This is a genomic window from Clostridioides sp. ES-W-0018-02 (genome assembly GCF_020658175.1).
Lineage (GTDB): Bacteria > Bacillota > Clostridia > Peptostreptococcales > Peptostreptococcaceae > Clostridioides.
In genome coordinates this window covers 12,196-29,492 of sequence record NZ_JACVVY010000018.1, presented here as the reverse complement: position 1 = coordinate 29,492, position 17,297 = coordinate 12,196, and the positions used below count along the sequence as shown (strand labels likewise).

Genomic DNA, 17,297 nt, shown 5'->3' with positions numbered 1-17,297 from the left:
ATTCTCCTATTTTTGATATATTCATTTCATTTACTAATGAATCTTTTTATTCTGGCACTTAATCTTATTATACTTATGACATTCTATATCTTTTCTATTTGATATAATTTCCAAAGATAATTTATAAACCAAACTTTGATTTATATTTTTCAATTTTTTAAATAAAGACAACATTTTTATTAATTCTTTATGTTTTTCATCAACCATAACTCGCCTCTTTCTTGACTTTGTATATTTTTATATTTACTTTGTTATAATTACATTGTATATCTTATACTATACAATGTCAATATATTTTATACTTTGTTTACCTAATATACTGAATATATTGACTTTGTCAACATCGAATTGTATAATTTAATTAATGGAGGTGATATATTGAACACAATGATATATAATCTAAAAAAATTAAGAAAAGAATTAGGATTATCACAAAAAGAATTTGGTGATAAATTAAAATTAACATCTGCGTCAATATCAAAACTTGAAAATGGAGAGAGAAATATCACTGAAAGACATATTTACCAAATATGTGAGGTTTTTAATGTAAATGAAGATTGGTTACGAAATGGAAATGGAAAAATATTTAAAAATATAGATGATATTGAATTAGCAGCAATGATGGGTAAGACATTTTCAAGTAATGATGAATTCTTGAAAAAAGTCTTTTTAACATTTGCAGAACTTACAGATGATGAAAGAGAAGTTGTACAAAAAATAATAAATAAACTAAGTAAATAGCCCTAGAAGGGCTATTTTATTTTAGATATAAAACTTTTAATTATGAGTAAAGAAGATAAATCCATTTTTTTGAGCATCTTAAGTATTTCTTCTGTAACTTGCTTTTTCATTAAATCCCCCCATATAATAAATAAAATAATTATAAAGTTAATACTTTTTACCCAATCATCTCCTCACTCTATTCCCATTTCAGGAACATTTGTTCTTAAAGAAACTAAAATCCCTCAGCATTTAGTAAAATTGAAGTTATCTGCATCTGAAATGAATATTTCATATATGTATTTTTTTAATAAATACCTACTCTATTAAAGTAGATTGCTTGATTAAATAATAAGATTTTTTTTAGAAAAGTTCAATACTAAAATCGCAAATGATAACAAAAAATACAAAAATATTAATTTTTTTCCTATTTTCCTACATAATAATATTATAACTCTTTCTCTATAAATCATCAAGAACATACATTCGATTCTTTTAAACAAATTATTTACCAAATTCTATCTCTCAATATATTTGATAAATAAAATTTTAATTCTTTTGCTTTTCTAGGAGCTACCTTAATTTTTATATTATTTTCTGTTAAATATACAAAATTATAGTTCAAATTATTAACTTGTAACAAATTTATAAGATAGCTTTTGTGACATCTAAAAAAAATCCCTTCTTTTAGCTTTTCTTCAAATATATCAAGTTTTTCATTTATTATATATTCATCTGTTTTTGTTATAACCTTTAATTTTCTTTTAACAATCTCTGCAAATAAAATATCTCTTTCTTCTATTATTATGATTTTTTTCTTTTTTTTTATATAAATAACAGCCTCTCTTTTTCTCCAATCAATAGCAAAATCAATCATTATTTTTTCAAAATTTTTGTAGTATATCGGTTTTATTAGGTATCTAAATGCATTTATTTCATATTCTTTAACAACATCTTCATTAGATTCAGTAGTAAATATAATCTTAACATTTTTATTTCTTTTTCTAATTTCTTTTGATATTTCAAATTCATTTTTATCTTCTAAGTTTAGATCCATTAAAACTAAATCTACTTTTTTAGAATCTTTTTCTAAAAGTTCTTCTACATTTTTAAATAATAAAACTTCATATTGTTTTATTTTTATTTTCTTTAAAAAAATCTTAATAAAGTCATGAATGATATCTCTTTGCATATCATCATTTTCACAAATAATTATTACCATAATAATCACTCCTCAAAATATATATTTAATAAATATTATATATTTTTGATATCTGAGTTTTGGTAATTATTGTAATTTGTTGTATTATAAATACTTTTTTTATCATTTTATGTCTGTAGAGCTAATTTTTATATTAATATAATTTTGTTAATTCTTTACTTATAAATTGTCATTCAAATATAACTTTTAAGTTATTGTTATATCCTTAAAAAATAAATTGATAAATGAGCAAGAAAATTTAGAAGAGTAAAGTTGTTATTATATTTTTATAATTAGTTAAATAGATGTTAAATAGATACTGTTCATTGATTAAAACAGAAATTAATAATAACAATTAAAACAGAAATTTAAATCAATAATTAGAAAATAATAATAAGCTACTAATTATAGTAATTGCAATTAGTACAATAAAATATAAATTTTAATAATAATATGTTGTTGATGTATTGTTGTTTTTTTAGAATAAGTTTCTTAAGAAATTGAATAATTATATATTCTTATTGGAAAATTAAGTTATTAATATGTATAAAAAACTTTCTATTGTGTATATAATTTAATTAAAATAAGCATAAAAAAATAGAGCTAATATAGATTTTACACTCTTTATAGCTCTATTTAAGTATTTTATTATTTGAATACAAACACTAATAGGAGTAGTCAAAATCAATTTTTTTGAACTACTCCATATATTAAATTGCTATTGCTAAACTTCCATTCTTATTTATGCTCTGAACAATCAATGTTCTTATAAATGCTCCTGGATTACGTATCTCATTATAGTTTGTATCTTCTTCGTCAACTGTATATTTATTAAACATATAATCTAATGCTGCTAGTACTCTATTAACTCCATATTGTACTGCTAATCCAACTAAGTCATTTATAATAATATCTTTTTCTATTTCTAATTTATTTCTTAAATCTTCTTCAAATAAATTATATCTATCTAAATTTAACTGAGATAATACTTTACTATAATTAGAACTCAAGGAGCATCCTGTATCATCAAAGAATTTTAATATTTTTATTCTTACAGATTCTGTATATTTCTCTGAGATGCTTTCTTTCGTCTCATAACGCTTTGTATCTATTGTATCATTACTTATATCAAATAAAGTTTTAGTGCTTCTTAGAAAGGTATCTATACGCTTGTTTGATTTCTTTATGTACTCTGGAAGTATAGAGATAAGATTATCTTTTTTAAATCGTATTCTCTTACCTAATTTACTTCCTTTAGCATCAGCCCAAACTAATTTTTTAATTTCAAGTTTTAACTCATTTACATTTTCAAAACTTAATAGGTGATTTAAAGTATCTAATGACATAGTCAAGTAACCTTTTCCACCATCTTCTTTTTTAAGATGATTTTTGTACTCTTCATCTATGACTATATCAAATTTACCTCTTTTTATTTCTGTAGAATAAACTAATCCAACTTGTAATAATACATTATGATTATGTCTTGCTGTAACAACAGAGATATTGCATATATCAGCTATGTTTTGAAATGATATTGATTTTCTAACATAGTTTTTATTAGATACTATAAAATGATATGCTAGATATTGCTTTATAGCACTCTTACTTAAAGTAATACATTTATTTACATTAGTTACAATCTCTATTGTACCTATTTCTGTTTCTTTTTCTGTAACATAAGAAAACTCTGATATAGTGTTTAATTTAGGACAATTTGAGCAGAAGTCATTTAATTTATTACTATCAAAAGAAGGATTATTTTTTATTGCACAAGAATTACAAGCAGAATAGTCTATTTTTTCTACTTTTCTTATAGAAGTTTTAAAAACATCTAAGATATCTTTTAATTTTGATTTTGATATTCTAGCAACTGGTTTTAATTCTTGCATATTATGATCCTCCTTTCTTAGTAATATTTCTATAAAATTATTATAACACATATGGTTACATGTTGTAAGAATGTGTAACATTAGTACTCATTTTTTTTGATTTTCATGATAGTATTTCTGCCGCAGTTATACTTTTGCTCTGCTTTTCTTATACTCAATCCATTATCTAAATCATTTTTTATTTTTTTTACCTGCTCATCATTAAATCTTTTGCTTCTCCTACCTTGCTGGACTACATAATAATTTTCATTTTCTAAAGTCTCATATTCAATTCCAGCTTTATCTAGCTTCTCTTTTTTCGAACTATCTACAATAAAGACTACTTTATCTTTATATTTAATACTCATATTGTGATAACTCCTTATATAAATATGTTTTATTTTTGTATTAATAAATTATCTACCAAATCAATAATTAAATTAGCATTTATTAAAAAGTCTAATCCTAATAAACCATTTACTTTTTCTTCTGGGTCAATCTCTCCAAAATCTAATTTTATATTTTCAAGAGTTATATCACCACAAGCAACCTTATTAACTAATTTCCTTACTGAATATTGAACAGTCCCACCATAACCAGAAGCCTTTACAATTGTATCATCATCATTAAATCCAATATCTGATTCCTCTAAATAAGAAGAAGATATTATAGTATGAGATGCTCCAGTATCAATGATCATATCTTTTACAAGGATACTTTTATTTTCAATTAAGATTTCTATATCTGTATATAATAGTCCATTTTTATATTTGAAATTTTTCATACTACAAACCTCTTCTTATACCAATATGTTTTATGATATCTATTACAAATTCTTTATTCTTGGTGTTATATACAATTTCTTTATCTTTACATCTGTTGAATTCTTTTAAAGCCTCTTTATTGTTAGGAATAACTTTTATAAGAGCTACTTCATCTACATACTCCTTTTCATTTTGTATATGCGATTCCAAAATTTCTAATTTTACAAATGAATTAGGATATAAGTTTCTAACCTCTGACCATTTCATAGAAATCAACTCCTTTATAGTATAAGAATATTATAATATTAATGAGGTAAAATGTAAATGCTACCTCGCTAGTACTTATTTTGTTTTATGTCTTGTATGGTTCTTGTACTACAATTCCATTTCTCAGCACATTTTCTTAGACTCATACCATTATTTAAGTCTTTTTTTATTTTACTTACATCTTCATTATTAAATCTCTTACTTCTTCTACCTTGTGTAACAACATAATACTGCTTGTCCTTTAGGTCAATATATTTTATATTAGAGCTATCTAATTCATTTATATTCTTTTTTTCTACAAGTACGAATTCTTTATCTTTATATTTAATACTCATAATTTTCTCCTTTGAAAAATCAATAATTTCAGAAGTACGGAGCTAGTATAGCCATTTTTTGGATAAAACTTTTTTACTTAGACTTATATTACCCAAAAGTTAGGTTTATGTCTATGTTTCAGAAGTACGGAGCTGGTATAGCCATTCTTATCAAATATAGTAATTGCAATGGCTTTTCAGAAGTACGGAGCTGGTATAGCCATTTTGTTGAACAGCACTATTTTCAAAGAATACAAAGATAATTTTTTGTGGTAAATGGAGATAATTAGAAACAAAAAAAATTTTTCGACATGATTTTTAAGCAAAAAAAGGCTATTTTTTGATAAGTACGGAGCTGAGATAGCCTTTTTGCTTTTTTGAAAAATTAATAATTTCAGAAGTACGGAGCTGAGATAGCCTTTTTGCTTTTTTTATTTATCAACTATATAATCTGGTAAGGATAAAATCGTATTATTTATAAGTAATTTTCTTTTTTCGACATCCTCATAGAAGAAAACATCAAAATGCGATAATCCTCTTTTATAATCTTTTATTATAAACTGGTTTTCCTTTATTTCATTAAAACCAGCTTCAAGATAATCCATATTTTGTTTAAGAGTTTTTTTATTACTTAAGTGGACATCAAACTTTATGTCTTCTATATTATATCTAAAACTTTTATTTCTAATATTCTCACCAGATGAGATTAAAGTATATCTTTTTCCTTCTAAAAAATAAGCTAAATTAATAGATTGTACAAGTGTTAATTTTTTTAACTCATTTTTATACATTATATCTGTATTCACCTTTTCAACTTCTTTGATTAAAGACTTTGTAACTTCTATAAATTCTCTGTCATTTTCATCTTTTGAAATCATTACCCTTGAAAATAAGTTGAAACTCATTTCAGATTTTAATTCTCCAGTATCTTTGATTTGATTTACATAAAAAGTATAATAAGGTAACTTTAACAATCTATTTCTTATATTAGTGTAATTGTTCTTACCATCAGAAAGACCTAAATATTTAATTAAGTCACCAAGATAAAATGCAAAAGAATGCATATGGCTATAAGTATATACAAATCTTATTATTTCTAAGTCTTGTTTGTCTAGATATATTTTAGGTAATGCCTTTTTTTCTGTTTCTTGATTTATAAGTTCAAGTTTTAAATTCTCAACGACATCATCTAAAGATTGATGAAATGAAAATTCATAAGAAAAGTTGGTTTGTATTCCTAAGAAACTTTTAGCTTGATAATCTTCTGATAAATAAGAATCTTTATTTCTCTTAACATTTATATGTGTATGTTTTTTACCTTTTGTTATAGGTAAAAATATACCAGGTGCTAAATGTGGAGGAGTTTTGATTTCTATTTTATTAACATCAAAATCATATTCATTCTTTAATATTTCTGTTATACAAATAAGAATATCATGAGTAAATGCAGAAGTTATTTTACTTTCACTTAACTCTTGTAAATATGGATAATCACAGATATTATATGTGTTGTTAGAAGTCCATTTCTCTAAAAAGTCTTTTCTTGTATCTAATAACTCTTCTGGTGTTTTTACCCCAGCACTTATAATTCTGCCAGTTTTTATATACTCATTTTTAACAGTGTCTAATTCATTTTTTAAATATTTTTTACTTTTTTTCCCTAATGAATCAAGAGCCATTTTAGCCCATCTTTGTTTTAATTTCCATGAAGACATATTCTCATAGCTTCTTAGTTTTTTAACCTCAGTACTTGAATATATAGATTTGAATTTATCATAAATTATTTTATATAGGAATTCTTCAAATTTTAAACTTATTTCTTCAGCGGACATACCTTTCAATCTAAAAATTTCAAAATATTTTCTTGTTATCATTTTAAATCTATCATTATCATATATAATATGATAAATTAAATTTATTTTATTTAGATCTTTCTGTTCATTACTTATGTTTTCTTTAATATCTTTGCTCATAAGGTTACTCCTTAATATATTTTTGCTTATAAATAGATAAAACTTCTTGTATCTTAAAATTTAATTTGTTATCTTCTTTGAACTCTTTCAAACTTTTGTTAGTCCAACAACCAGATTGAGTATATTTTTTTTCATTTACTTGCATTTGATGCATAATACCAGAAATTTTTAAGTTAGTGAAATTCAATTGTACTTTATTGTCTAAATAATCATTTATAATAAGCAATCTTTTACGAATTGTTGAATATCCTATCTCTTTTAATCCATTTCCATATCGGGCATCTGGCTTAGTTTTAATCAGATATTCCGAATTAGAATTAAATAGATAAAATTCAGCCGCATTACTATCTTGCTCTAGATATTGTTTGTATTCTTTCTGCTCTAATGTTTCTTTTGTAAAATCAGATAAGAGTTTGTCCAATTTAAACTCTGTATCCTTTAATTTTATTAACCTTTTTTCTAAATCTATGTCTTTTATTTTTATACCCCTTATGTCTTCAGCATCTTTACCAATAAGCCCACAAAAAGCTGCATAGATAATAAATTTATCTTGTGCATTAGTCAATTTACTACATACAGAAATAACTTCATTATGTGTAAGATATTTTGATAGGTCAAACTCAGCAACTAAATTTTTAGGTTTCGAAAAGTGAATGTCATAATTTAAAGTTTTAAATATTTTATTAACTTTAAAAATTATAGCCATTATAGCATTATATGTTTTATTTTCACTCATATCTTTTACAATTTTTTCTTTATCACTATCTAACATTTCAACAACATAATCATTTTTTTTCTCAATAAGCTTTCCTTCTTTAGCAAACCAAAGTATTAATACTCTATAAACCTTTAGAACGCCAATTCTTGTTTTTTCAGCTTCATCTTGGAGTAATTCTGATAATACATTTTCATTTTTTAAATTATAATTCATATATTCAAACAGTCCTTTTTTTTAGTATATATACAGTATAACATAATACCTTCTCTGCTTTGAATAAAAAATTAAAAAATAACCTCATTATTTTGAGGTTATTTATATTAAAACTACAATTTTATTGTCATTTTTATTTATCATACTTTTTTATGTATTCTAATAATGCCATACTCATTAAATCAGACTTATTAAACTCTCTATATTTTTCACAAAACTCATCAAATAAATTCCAAGCGTCTTTATTTAATCTAACAGTAGTCCTTATAGCGTCTTTAGATGGTAAATCAATTTTAATTCCATCTTGTATAACTTCTATAACATTTGTATCATCTTTTTTATCAAACCAATTCAAAACATCTTGTATCTTGTCATAGTCTTTTGCTAAAGAAATAATATTATTTTTAAATTGATTGTCAATTACTATGTTGTGACTGTTGTCATCTTCTATTGTCATATTAAATATAGTATCATTGTTACTCTGTGATTTATTATTTACTACCTTTGTCATACCATTGTCACCAATAAATACATACTCATCATTTATACGCTTATAACCTCTTTTAGTAAGATATTTTCTTATACTACTTTCAGACACACCAAGCTCTATGGCAACTTTAGTCAAGCTCTTACTATTATTTAACTTATTATTAATATATTTGACTATATATGTTATATCATTATTTTTCAAATCATTCCAAGTCATGTAATCACCTCAACTTAAGTATACTATATGAGATTATGATTGTCATACTATGTTAATCTTTTAATTCTATCTTTTATCTACATATATTTTTAAACTATATCATTTTTTTACAATATTATTTCTATCAAACAAGAGATAATTAAACTAAATATAACTAAAATAAGCCAACCAATAAAACTTTCTTTCTTATTATCAAACATATTCAAAAACTTTAGTGAATCTTTAAATATTGAAATAGATAATCCTATAATTACACAAATTTCTAATGCAAAAAATAATGTTTTAAACATTTTTTCTCCTTTTAAAATGGTTATTTTAATCACTATTAACTAATTTGATGATATTCTCTCCAATTAAAATTATCACCTTCTTTTTTAAGCCACCAATAGTCTTCATGTGAACAACCATGACATTTTTTACATATCTCCCAAGGGTCATAGAAATCTAATCCAAGACCTTCCAAGATACTATTCAATCCGTGTCTCTCTTCTGGCATAACTCTATCCCCTATAAAATCTCTTATATTTTTATCATTAGGCTGATAATCTAGTCTCAAATCTGTGTAATCATATAACAGTGGTGGCAAATAATTTATATTATCTACTGTATCATACAATTTAAAACTAAATTTATCTTTGCCTTCATCATAAATAAAATCACCTATAGGAATATCTTTAAACATTAGCGTATATTTGTCTAACATAATGTAATCTCTCCTTAACTAAATCAAATATCACTTCTATTCTAGTTTTTGAAATAACATCTTTATATTTTAATAATATTTTTTCTATATCTGAGTCATTAAAATCTAAATTTATTTGTGGAAGTTCTTTTATCAATTTTATTTGTGAATAATGTTTATTCATAAATGGTTTAGCTTTATCATACTTTTTTTTATTAAAAGGTTTAGTTTTTAATGTTTTTAATGTCTCGATATCTAACATAGAATATAAACTCAATCCATTATCAAATATTGGTGCAAATCTAATTTCATTCGTTTTAATATTTTTTATATATCCAAAATTATTATAATGTCTATCAATATTGTTGACAATGAAATCAAATATTAACATTTGATTTAAAAACTCTTTAAAGTTTGGGAAATCATCTATAATTGTATCATAATCCACTTTTCTATTATAATGTTTTCTCATAGTTATAAATTGTTCTTCATTGTCATTTAAAAAATTTAAACTTCTACATACCAGTATATCTTGTTCTTCAAAATCTGAATTTCCCTTTGTATGAATTTTTACTAAATCATACTGTATATTATTTACATTTAATAAACTTCCTATGTCACTACATATACATTCAGTAATAGGTTCTAATGAACTAAATTCTCCAAAAAATAAAGTCCCTATTTTATAATAATAATTTGAATTTTTCCATTTATAATAAACACCCTTAGAACTTCCAATACCTGCAAAAGTATTTAAATCTTCCGTTCTGTAAAGCATAGTTTTCACTTCCATTCATTTGTTTAATTATGGGTTAAAAGTTCCACAAATCTTTATTTTTTTCTTTGTAGTCATCTAAACTTTCAAAATATTGTTCTAAAGGTCTATAATATTCATTAGAACAACTTTTTAAAGCGTGTCTATAATCATCTACAGTATCACTTGATACTATAATTAATTTCAAATTATTCTCAAGTATTTGTTTAAGTAATATAAATCTTCCTATTCTTCCATTACCATCTTGAAAAGGATGAATGATTTCAAATCTATAATGAAATTCTACTAAATCTTTTACTGTAATATCTTTTAAATTATTATACCATTCAATAAGTTTTAACATCTTTGGTTCTACTTCAAATGGTTGGGCTAATACACTATTAGTTCCTATTATTCTATTTGGTATTTTTTTATATACACCAGATAGTCCCATATTATGGATACTTGAGTTATACATAAGTTGACCATGTAAATCTTTTATATACTTTTCTGTCAAACATTCTCCTAAAGTATCTATTACAGTTTCAAATACATAACTTGAATTTACTGTTGTTATAACATCATCTAAAGTATGGTCACCTTTTACAATGTTGTACTCAATTAAATCTTGCAAACTTTCACTTGTGAACGTACTTCCTTCTATTTTATTTGAATGAAATAAAAAATTATGCCTTAAGTCTTTATATAAAGCATTTGGTATGTTTTTAGTATATTTTAATTTTTCTATAAACTTATTTTCAATCAATATATTCATCTCCATTTTTTACTTTATTTTATATTAATAATATTAACAAAAAGTATTATCTTTTACACTATCTTTTGAACTTTATTTGTTAGTAATGATATTTAATTGAGAAAAAAATACTATTATTCTTTTCTCAATCATTCAATCACATAATGAATTAATTTTTTAGGAATTCTATACTTACGAGATATAGAGTTCCTTTTTACATTCATTAGATATTATATCTAGTAATGTTCTCACCTTATCTCATTATTTACCATATTCTTTAGAATATCTAAATTATCATATACATATATAATACCATTTAAAAATTGAGTTTGTTGTTTTATATATCTTCTTATATCTCTGCTCTTTGGATATTTAACCAATAAGTCTTTAAATTTCTCAATAATTTCATTTCTTGCATTAATGTCTTTTTCTATGTATTCTAATTGATTTAATATTGATAACTTATCACAACGATTCATTTACGCACCTCCAGTTGACAAATAATATTTCATAATAGAAAAGACACCTTAATTTTAAGATGTCTTTTTATGTACTACTATTTAATTGCCTTAAGTTTAGCTATTTCATTCCAATTTTTAGATGTGGCTATTTCTACAAAGTTTATGTCACTTTTTAGAGAGTCTATTTTTTCACTAGCTTCTGTTATACCTTCCATGTTTCTAGCAACTTGGTTATAAGTTAAGTCTAGTTTATTCTTAATTTCTTCTTGTCCTTCTTTTAGGTCAATAAGTTGATTGTCAATACTGTCAAATCTACTTTGCATTTCCTGTAATAACTCTAATATTTTTTCATCCATGCCGTTCACACTCCTATTTTATTATTATAACATAATATTAAGTACTATATTCAAGTACTTAATAAAACAATCCGTAAATTATTTTACTAAATACTTGATGTGTTTTTGATAACGCAGTACTTCACAACTGCTATGTCATATTAAGTTTTCAAGGTACTATTATGCCCTCCTTTTTATAATCTCGTTACGAATAATTGATTAAAAATTTTTATTTGTTTTGATATCTTAATTATAATACCTTCGTTACGAATAATCAAGTGTTTTTTTGAGTAGATTTTTACATCTACTCGTCAATTTTTTCTATTATTATTCTATTTCCATCAAAAGTCAATATAACTTCTCTATCTAATTTGGTAATATCCATGTGTTTTATCCATGTTGTAGGAATTGTAACTCTATTTGTATAAGAGTTTTCACTAGAGTTTCCGCCACTTTTATTAAATATTACTTTTGCTTTTCTCTGTTCATACATTCGCTATACCTCCAATGATATTATTGTTTAATAATATCACATTAAAGAGTTATAGAAAAGACACTCAATAATTCAAGTGTCTTTTTATGTACTATTGTAATTTTATTTTTATTTCTTCTAACTGTTCCATGTTTCTAGCGACCTGGTCTGTTGCTCCATTTAATTTTCTATTAATCGTAATTACTCTAGTTTCTATTGCATTTAACTTAATGTCAACCACATCAAAGTTATCTTTAATATAAGTTATTTCTTCAGCAGTTTTAGCAGATTGATTATATAATGTATCTTGTTTCTTCTCAATACTATCAAGCCTATTATTAGTTTCAACTTGTCCAACTTTTAAATCTGTAATGTCTTGTTTCATACCTGTAATGTCTTGTTGCATACTTGTAATATTATTGTTCATTTCATTTAACAACGCTAATATTTTTTCATCCATCACGACCACGCTCCTATTATATTATTATAACATAATTCTAAGTGTTATATTCTAGCACTTACTAAAATAATCTAATATAAATAGTCTAAATTATCTTAGTAAATATTAGATAGTTTATAACCATGTAGGTGTTAAGCAGTACAAACTATAATTTTAATGCTTAATCTTTAGTGTTTTTGATAATGTAGTATTCCACAACTACTATGTCATATTAAATTGTATTGAGTACCATTTTAGAAGCAATTTAATTGATTGATACCTCAATTTTTTATAGGCTTTAACTGGAAACTTTTATTAATTTTATTCACTTACTTAATATTATTTACAGCTAGAGTTTTAAGAAGATTCCTTGCCTATTACTTCTTTGAAAGGTGGCTTTGTGTTTTCTTTGTTCTCTCTTGCTATGATTTAATTATACGATGTTGTCTCATTTTTGACAAGTCATTTTTAAGATTTATTTTTAAAAAATAATGGAATTAATAGACTAATCAAGTAATTCCAATGGGTTCACATCTAAAATTTTATATATTTTTTCTAACTCAGTTACAGTAAAATCTGTTTTACCTTGTTCTTTTCTATTATACGTTTTGTAATTTATATCTATTAAAAGAGAAAACTCTAATTGCGTATAACCTTTTTGTTCTCTTAATTCTTTTAATTTATCAAGTTTCATTTTATCACTCCTTTTCACTACATATATTATATAATATTTTAAGAATAGTATTTTGTCAAATTTGACAATATTGTAAGAATAAACAAATTACTATAAATTAGAATTATATATTTTAGCTTATTTTTTATATTCTATTTTAAAAACTAAAGGTATAAAACATGAGGTGAGCATATTGAAACATACTTAGAATGGATTTAAATGGCTTGTACAATACGTTGTTCTAATAAAATAGACTAGCTATAAACTAGTCTATTTTTCTATGTGGTTCTAATAATTCATTTGCATTTATATCTAAATAATATAGTATTTGTTCTAGTTCTTCAACTGAAAAATCTCTATGACCATTTTCCTTATAAGCATATGCTCTTATGCTCATACCCATTTTAGTACTTAATGTTTGTTGAGTATAACCCTTTTGTTCTCTTAATTCTTTTAACTTATTAAGTTTCATTATATCACCTCTTGAAATTTTAATATTGGGTGTGTTACAATATACCCATAATTATACTACTTACAGGTATATTGTGGCTTGTTATTAGTTATTAATCATATTTATTAATATGTACAACAAGCCTATAAATGAAATTAAAGCAAAAACTATTTGTTCAAGTGATTTAAACACTTGTACTATGAGCTTTTCAAGTTGGTGTCACAACTCGATTAGCTCTTTTATTTTGTCTTTAGTTATCATTTAAGACACCCCCAATATTAAATTGTATAAGGTAGTACTTAATACTACTTTAACTATATTATACTATTATAAGTAAAAAAATGCAAGTAAAAAATTGCTTATTATTCAAAGCCTTTAAGTTCAAGAAGTTCCTTCCAATTATTTATAATTATACTTTCTAAAATAGATAACTTATTATTGAATTTATTTGTATTACTTTCCATTTTTAATATAGCCGTTTCAACTGATTTCATACTAATACTATCATCTGAATTACTAGTACTTTGAACAAGTTTCAATAAGTCAATTTGATTTACTATTTTATTTTGATTACTTTTTAATTCAATAATATCTGTACTTATTTTATTTTGTGAGGTTTTAATTTCTTTAATATCAGTTTTTAATTCTTCTAATAAATTGATTATACCAGTATCCATACTTAACCCTCTTTTCTGTATATTTTAGTTATGTTTTAATATTATAACATGGATTCCTGTGGATAATTTATACAAAAAAAGAACTACTATATGTCAAGTAGCTCTTTTAAATTTATTATATATCTATTCTAATCAAGTAATTCTAAAGGGTTTATATCTAAATATTTATATATCTTTTCAAATTCTTCAATCGTAAATGATGTTTTACCATTTTCTTTATTCTGATAAGTTCTTTCTTTTATTCCCAACATTTGGCTCATATCATACTGTGTAATTTTCTTAGATGTTCTTAAATCTTTTAACTTATTAATTTTCATATTATCACCTCATTAATTTTAAAAATAAACAATATACATTGCTTTAAGTGCAAAATATAAGAAGAACAATAAACCTAGTATCTTTACTATTTGTATAGTAGTTTTAATATGTTGACTCATATAATCACCTCATTTACTTTTGATATTAGGTGTGTTACAATATACCTATAAAAATATATCTATATAGGTATATTGTATTGGCTATTAATGTTTAATTATGTAGATAAGTATTAATAACCAACCGATACAAGAACATAAAACAATCAAAATATGTTCAAGTGATTTAAATACTTGGACAAGGAGCTTTTCAAGTTGTCCTACCAACTCGATAAGCTCTTTTATTTTGTCTTTTGTTATTCTCATAACGTCACCCCCTAATATTAAGTTGTATAGATAAGATTAATTCTTATCTTAAGTCTATTATAATACACGAAATAAAATTAGTTAATATAAAAATACGAATTAGATATAAAAATAGACTAGATATGTTACAACCTAGTCTATTGAGTGTTATACTATACATTTTTTCTATCTAACAAACTTAATATTTCTTCATCACTTAAATTCAATACATCAAATATCTTTTCTAAATCTCCAATATAAAAAGGATTCTTACCACTTTCCTTACTTGAGTAAGTTCGATATGACATATTAATATAAGTAGACAACTGTTGTTGTGTTAGTCCTCTTTCAAGTCTATATTGTTTTAATAAATCTAGTTTCATTAATCAGTACCCACCTCCTAAAATAAACGTTTAATGTTTATTATTAATGCAATAATAACTATTAAACAACCAATACCATATAATATACATGTCTTTGTATCTCTTTTCATAGCTTGTTTAAATGTGTTATAATATATAATAGACGTATCACCCATACAAGAGAGTGCGACCTCTTGTATAGGCTTATTGTTTTACTTATTAATAAAACAATAGATAGTTATTAAAGAGCTTAATACACTCGCTATGTTAAAGATGGTAATGAGAACATTCTTTAACAATAAAACTTTGTTGATACGTCTACTATGCTTACCCACATTATTGTACCTCCTTTCTGTTAAATTTTGGGACAAGTTTATTATACCATTAACTACTATAATATTGCAAGTTGAATTATAGAAAATGTTATAGGAGAGTTGTTCTAACTGTTAAAACAACTAAAAAAGGTAGTAGATTATACAATCCACTACCTTAGTAATTAAAGTTCATTGTCTGCAAACTCATCATATTTTTTAATTGTTATAGTTTGATTGTGTTCGTCATATTCAACTACAACAGTTTTGTCCTCTTGAGTTAATCCCATATCACGAACCCATGTAATAGGTAAACTTATCCTTGTATACATTGAGCCTGAACCACTTTTTGAAAACGACATGTTTAATTTTCTTTTATTATCCATTTTAAAAACTCCTTTATTATTTATTTATTTTAATGAATATATATATAATTAATATTAAAAATATAATTTTTATTAATAACTTTGTAATATTTAGAAAAAGTTTCAATATTTTATTTTTCATTGTATAATTAGTCACAAAAATGATATAATTTAGTTACTAGAAGGTAGGTCTGAACTACCTTCTAGTAAAGAATTAAAATAGTTTGTTTAATAATGTTATTAATGCAACTATTTTAACAAGAAGTTTAATAGTTGAGGTAACCATTTTATTAAGCTTCTCGATTAAGTTGTTAAGTTCGTCAAGTATCTTGGCGAACTTTTCAAGTTTTTGTGACATCTCATCACCTCCTATAATTATATTATATATGTCGTGATGACTAAAGTCAATATAAAAATGGAAAATAAAGTTATTTTTTTTGTTTTTTCTTATCATATTTGCAACTTCAATCCTTGTAATATCATAAAAATTCTACTCATTAAAAAATATTGTTTATCATGTTTATTTAAAAGGCTTACCTATCCATAATTAAAAATTTATAAGTGACTGAAAAAAATAATTATAAAAAGTAAAACGTTTAATTATACAATGGTATGTACTAAAATATATCATAAATTATATTATTAACTGACGTATTGCTGACGAAAATATATAATATGTTATTGTAAAAGTTGGAAATGCTGGTATATATAAAAATGGCATAGAATAGTTTGTTTTATGCTATATATAATAGTGTTGCTTAAAAGTTTAGTGAAAAGTAATATTTTATTTAAAAAAATAATATTTATATGATTTTAATTAATAAAGTAAAGTAAAAATAGCATAGGGGTATTTTTAGGAAAGGCTTTGTGTTGTCAGTGAAAATTTTCGACTAGTTCTTTCATTTCCACATTTAAATATTTATATAAATTACAGACGACTTTACAGAAGAAATGACTCCATAGATTGCATGCAAAATTAAAACACATAAAATCTTTTTATTGAAACTTCTTATTCTAAAATTAAGTTTTAATATAGAAAATATAAAATAGAAATGTATGTATTGATTATTATAAAAACTACTAGAATAAATAGAAATAATATTATAAGTAATAACTTTAGATATACAGGATAATTTACTCTACTATATCAAAGCATTG

General features: G+C 23.7%; 27 protein-coding genes. 1 reads left to right on the top strand and 26 read right to left on the bottom strand.

What is annotated here, in order from left to right:
- Positions 1–33: 33 nt before the first annotated feature.
- The gene (locus IC219_RS20120; RefSeq protein WP_227825336.1) at positions 34–207 is read right to left on the bottom strand and encodes a hypothetical protein; all 174 of its coding nucleotides are present in this window, start codon (positions 205–207) and stop codon (positions 34–36) included.
- A gap of 180 nt (positions 208–387) precedes the next feature.
- Here IC219_RS20120 and IC219_RS20115 point away from each other — a divergent pair, with 180 nt between their 5' ends.
- Positions 388–741, top strand: a complete 354-nt coding sequence (locus tag IC219_RS20115) for a helix-turn-helix domain-containing protein (protein WP_044212557.1) — start codon at positions 388–390, stop codon at positions 739–741.
- 487 nt (positions 742–1,228) lie between these two features.
- On the opposite strand, the gene IC219_RS20110 is transcribed toward IC219_RS20115, so the two are convergent.
- The 25 genes from IC219_RS20110 to IC219_RS19990 form a co-directional block, all read right to left on the bottom strand.
- Positions 1,229–1,942 (bottom strand): LytR/AlgR family response regulator transcription factor, encoded by a 714-nt coding sequence (locus IC219_RS20110; protein ID WP_021383099.1) that lies wholly within the window; start codon positions 1,940–1,942, stop codon positions 1,229–1,231.
- A 689-nt stretch (positions 1,943–2,631) separates the two neighbouring features.
- A complete protein-coding gene (locus IC219_RS20105; protein ID WP_227831937.1) occupies positions 2,632–3,810 on the bottom strand; it encodes a hypothetical protein in 1,179 nt (392 codons plus the stop codon).
- 80 nt (positions 3,811–3,890) lie between these two features.
- On the bottom strand, positions 3,891–4,157 hold the full coding sequence (locus IC219_RS20100; RefSeq protein WP_167641047.1) for a helix-turn-helix domain containing protein: 267 nt from the start codon (positions 4,155–4,157) through the stop codon (positions 3,891–3,893).
- Positions 4,158–4,186: 29 nt separating this feature from the next.
- The gene (locus tag IC219_RS20095; protein WP_021383052.1) at positions 4,187–4,573 is read right to left on the bottom strand and encodes a retropepsin-like aspartic protease; all 387 of its coding nucleotides are present in this window, start codon (positions 4,571–4,573) and stop codon (positions 4,187–4,189) included.
- Between the two features lies 1 nt (position 4,574).
- Entirely contained in the window at positions 4,575–4,820 is a 246-nt protein-coding gene (locus tag IC219_RS20090; protein ID WP_021383056.1) for a hypothetical protein, read from the bottom strand.
- A gap of 68 nt (positions 4,821–4,888) precedes the next feature.
- The gene (locus IC219_RS20085) at positions 4,889–5,155 is read right to left on the bottom strand and encodes a hypothetical protein (protein WP_021383050.1); all 267 of its coding nucleotides are present in this window, start codon (positions 5,153–5,155) and stop codon (positions 4,889–4,891) included.
- A gap of 410 nt (positions 5,156–5,565) precedes the next feature.
- Positions 5,566–7,107 carry a hypothetical protein gene (locus IC219_RS20080; protein WP_021383047.1) on the bottom strand — a complete coding sequence of 514 codons (1,542 nt, stop codon included), beginning with the start codon at positions 7,105–7,107 and terminating at the stop codon, positions 5,566–5,568.
- A 4-nt stretch (positions 7,108–7,111) separates the two neighbouring features.
- Positions 7,112–8,038: a hypothetical protein gene (locus tag IC219_RS20075; RefSeq protein WP_021383149.1), complete on the bottom strand. Its 927-nt coding sequence runs from the start codon at positions 8,036–8,038 to the stop codon at positions 7,112–7,114.
- Positions 8,039–8,171: 133 nt separating this feature from the next.
- Positions 8,172–8,744, bottom strand: coding sequence for an integrase (locus tag IC219_RS20070; protein WP_227831936.1), 573 nt, complete (start codon positions 8,742–8,744; stop codon positions 8,172–8,174).
- A 107-nt stretch (positions 8,745–8,851) separates the two neighbouring features.
- A complete protein-coding gene (locus IC219_RS20065) occupies positions 8,852–9,034 on the bottom strand; it encodes a hypothetical protein (protein WP_167641044.1) in 183 nt (60 codons plus the stop codon).
- A 35-nt stretch (positions 9,035–9,069) separates the two neighbouring features.
- Positions 9,070–9,447 (bottom strand): hypothetical protein, encoded by a 378-nt coding sequence (locus IC219_RS20060; RefSeq protein ID WP_227825343.1) that lies wholly within the window; start codon positions 9,445–9,447, stop codon positions 9,070–9,072.
- Positions 9,419–10,204 (bottom strand): hypothetical protein, encoded by a 786-nt coding sequence (locus tag IC219_RS20055; protein ID WP_227831935.1) that lies wholly within the window; start codon positions 10,202–10,204, stop codon positions 9,419–9,421. The genes IC219_RS20060 and IC219_RS20055 overlap by 29 nt, the downstream gene beginning before the upstream one ends.
- 34 nt (positions 10,205–10,238) lie before the next feature.
- Positions 10,239–10,946: a Fic family protein gene (locus IC219_RS20050; protein WP_255613067.1), complete on the bottom strand. Its 708-nt coding sequence runs from the start codon at positions 10,944–10,946 to the stop codon at positions 10,239–10,241.
- 236 nt (positions 10,947–11,182) lie between these two features.
- On the bottom strand, positions 11,183–11,413 hold the full coding sequence (locus tag IC219_RS20045; protein ID WP_227825345.1) for a hypothetical protein: 231 nt from the start codon (positions 11,411–11,413) through the stop codon (positions 11,183–11,185).
- 77 nt (positions 11,414–11,490) lie between these two features.
- Positions 11,491–11,751, bottom strand: coding sequence for a hypothetical protein (locus IC219_RS20040; RefSeq protein WP_219673422.1), 261 nt, complete (start codon positions 11,749–11,751; stop codon positions 11,491–11,493).
- Positions 11,752–12,034: 283 nt separating this feature from the next.
- Entirely contained in the window at positions 12,035–12,223 is a 189-nt protein-coding gene (locus IC219_RS20035) for a hypothetical protein (protein WP_227451018.1), read from the bottom strand.
- Between the two features lie 91 nt (positions 12,224–12,314).
- Positions 12,315–12,662: a hypothetical protein gene (locus IC219_RS20030; RefSeq protein WP_227831934.1), complete on the bottom strand. Its 348-nt coding sequence runs from the start codon at positions 12,660–12,662 to the stop codon at positions 12,315–12,317.
- A gap of 484 nt (positions 12,663–13,146) precedes the next feature.
- A complete protein-coding gene (locus IC219_RS20025) occupies positions 13,147–13,335 on the bottom strand; it encodes a helix-turn-helix domain-containing protein (RefSeq protein ID WP_227821682.1) in 189 nt (62 codons plus the stop codon).
- Between the two features lie 244 nt (positions 13,336–13,579).
- Entirely contained in the window at positions 13,580–13,786 is a 207-nt protein-coding gene (locus IC219_RS20020) for a helix-turn-helix domain-containing protein (RefSeq protein ID WP_074145570.1), read from the bottom strand.
- A gap of 341 nt (positions 13,787–14,127) precedes the next feature.
- Complete coding sequence (locus tag IC219_RS20015) at positions 14,128–14,442, bottom strand: hypothetical protein (protein ID WP_227831933.1); 315 nt, start codon at positions 14,440–14,442, stop codon at positions 14,128–14,130.
- Between the two features lie 128 nt (positions 14,443–14,570).
- Positions 14,571–14,759 carry a helix-turn-helix domain-containing protein gene (locus tag IC219_RS20010; protein ID WP_022620714.1) on the bottom strand — a complete coding sequence of 63 codons (189 nt, stop codon included), beginning with the start codon at positions 14,757–14,759 and terminating at the stop codon, positions 14,571–14,573.
- 204 nt (positions 14,760–14,963) lie between these two features.
- The gene (locus IC219_RS20005; RefSeq protein WP_022620715.1) at positions 14,964–15,122 is read right to left on the bottom strand and encodes a hypothetical protein; all 159 of its coding nucleotides are present in this window, start codon (positions 15,120–15,122) and stop codon (positions 14,964–14,966) included.
- Between the two features lie 152 nt (positions 15,123–15,274).
- On the bottom strand, positions 15,275–15,484 hold the full coding sequence (locus tag IC219_RS20000) for a helix-turn-helix domain-containing protein (protein WP_227831842.1): 210 nt from the start codon (positions 15,482–15,484) through the stop codon (positions 15,275–15,277).
- Between the two features lie 475 nt (positions 15,485–15,959).
- A complete protein-coding gene (locus IC219_RS19995; protein WP_227825351.1) occupies positions 15,960–16,160 on the bottom strand; it encodes an AbrB/MazE/SpoVT family DNA-binding domain-containing protein in 201 nt (66 codons plus the stop codon).
- Positions 16,161–16,353: 193 nt separating this feature from the next.
- A complete protein-coding gene (locus IC219_RS19990) occupies positions 16,354–16,497 on the bottom strand; it encodes a hypothetical protein (protein WP_227831932.1) in 144 nt (47 codons plus the stop codon).
- Positions 16,498–17,297 lie beyond the last annotated feature (800 nt).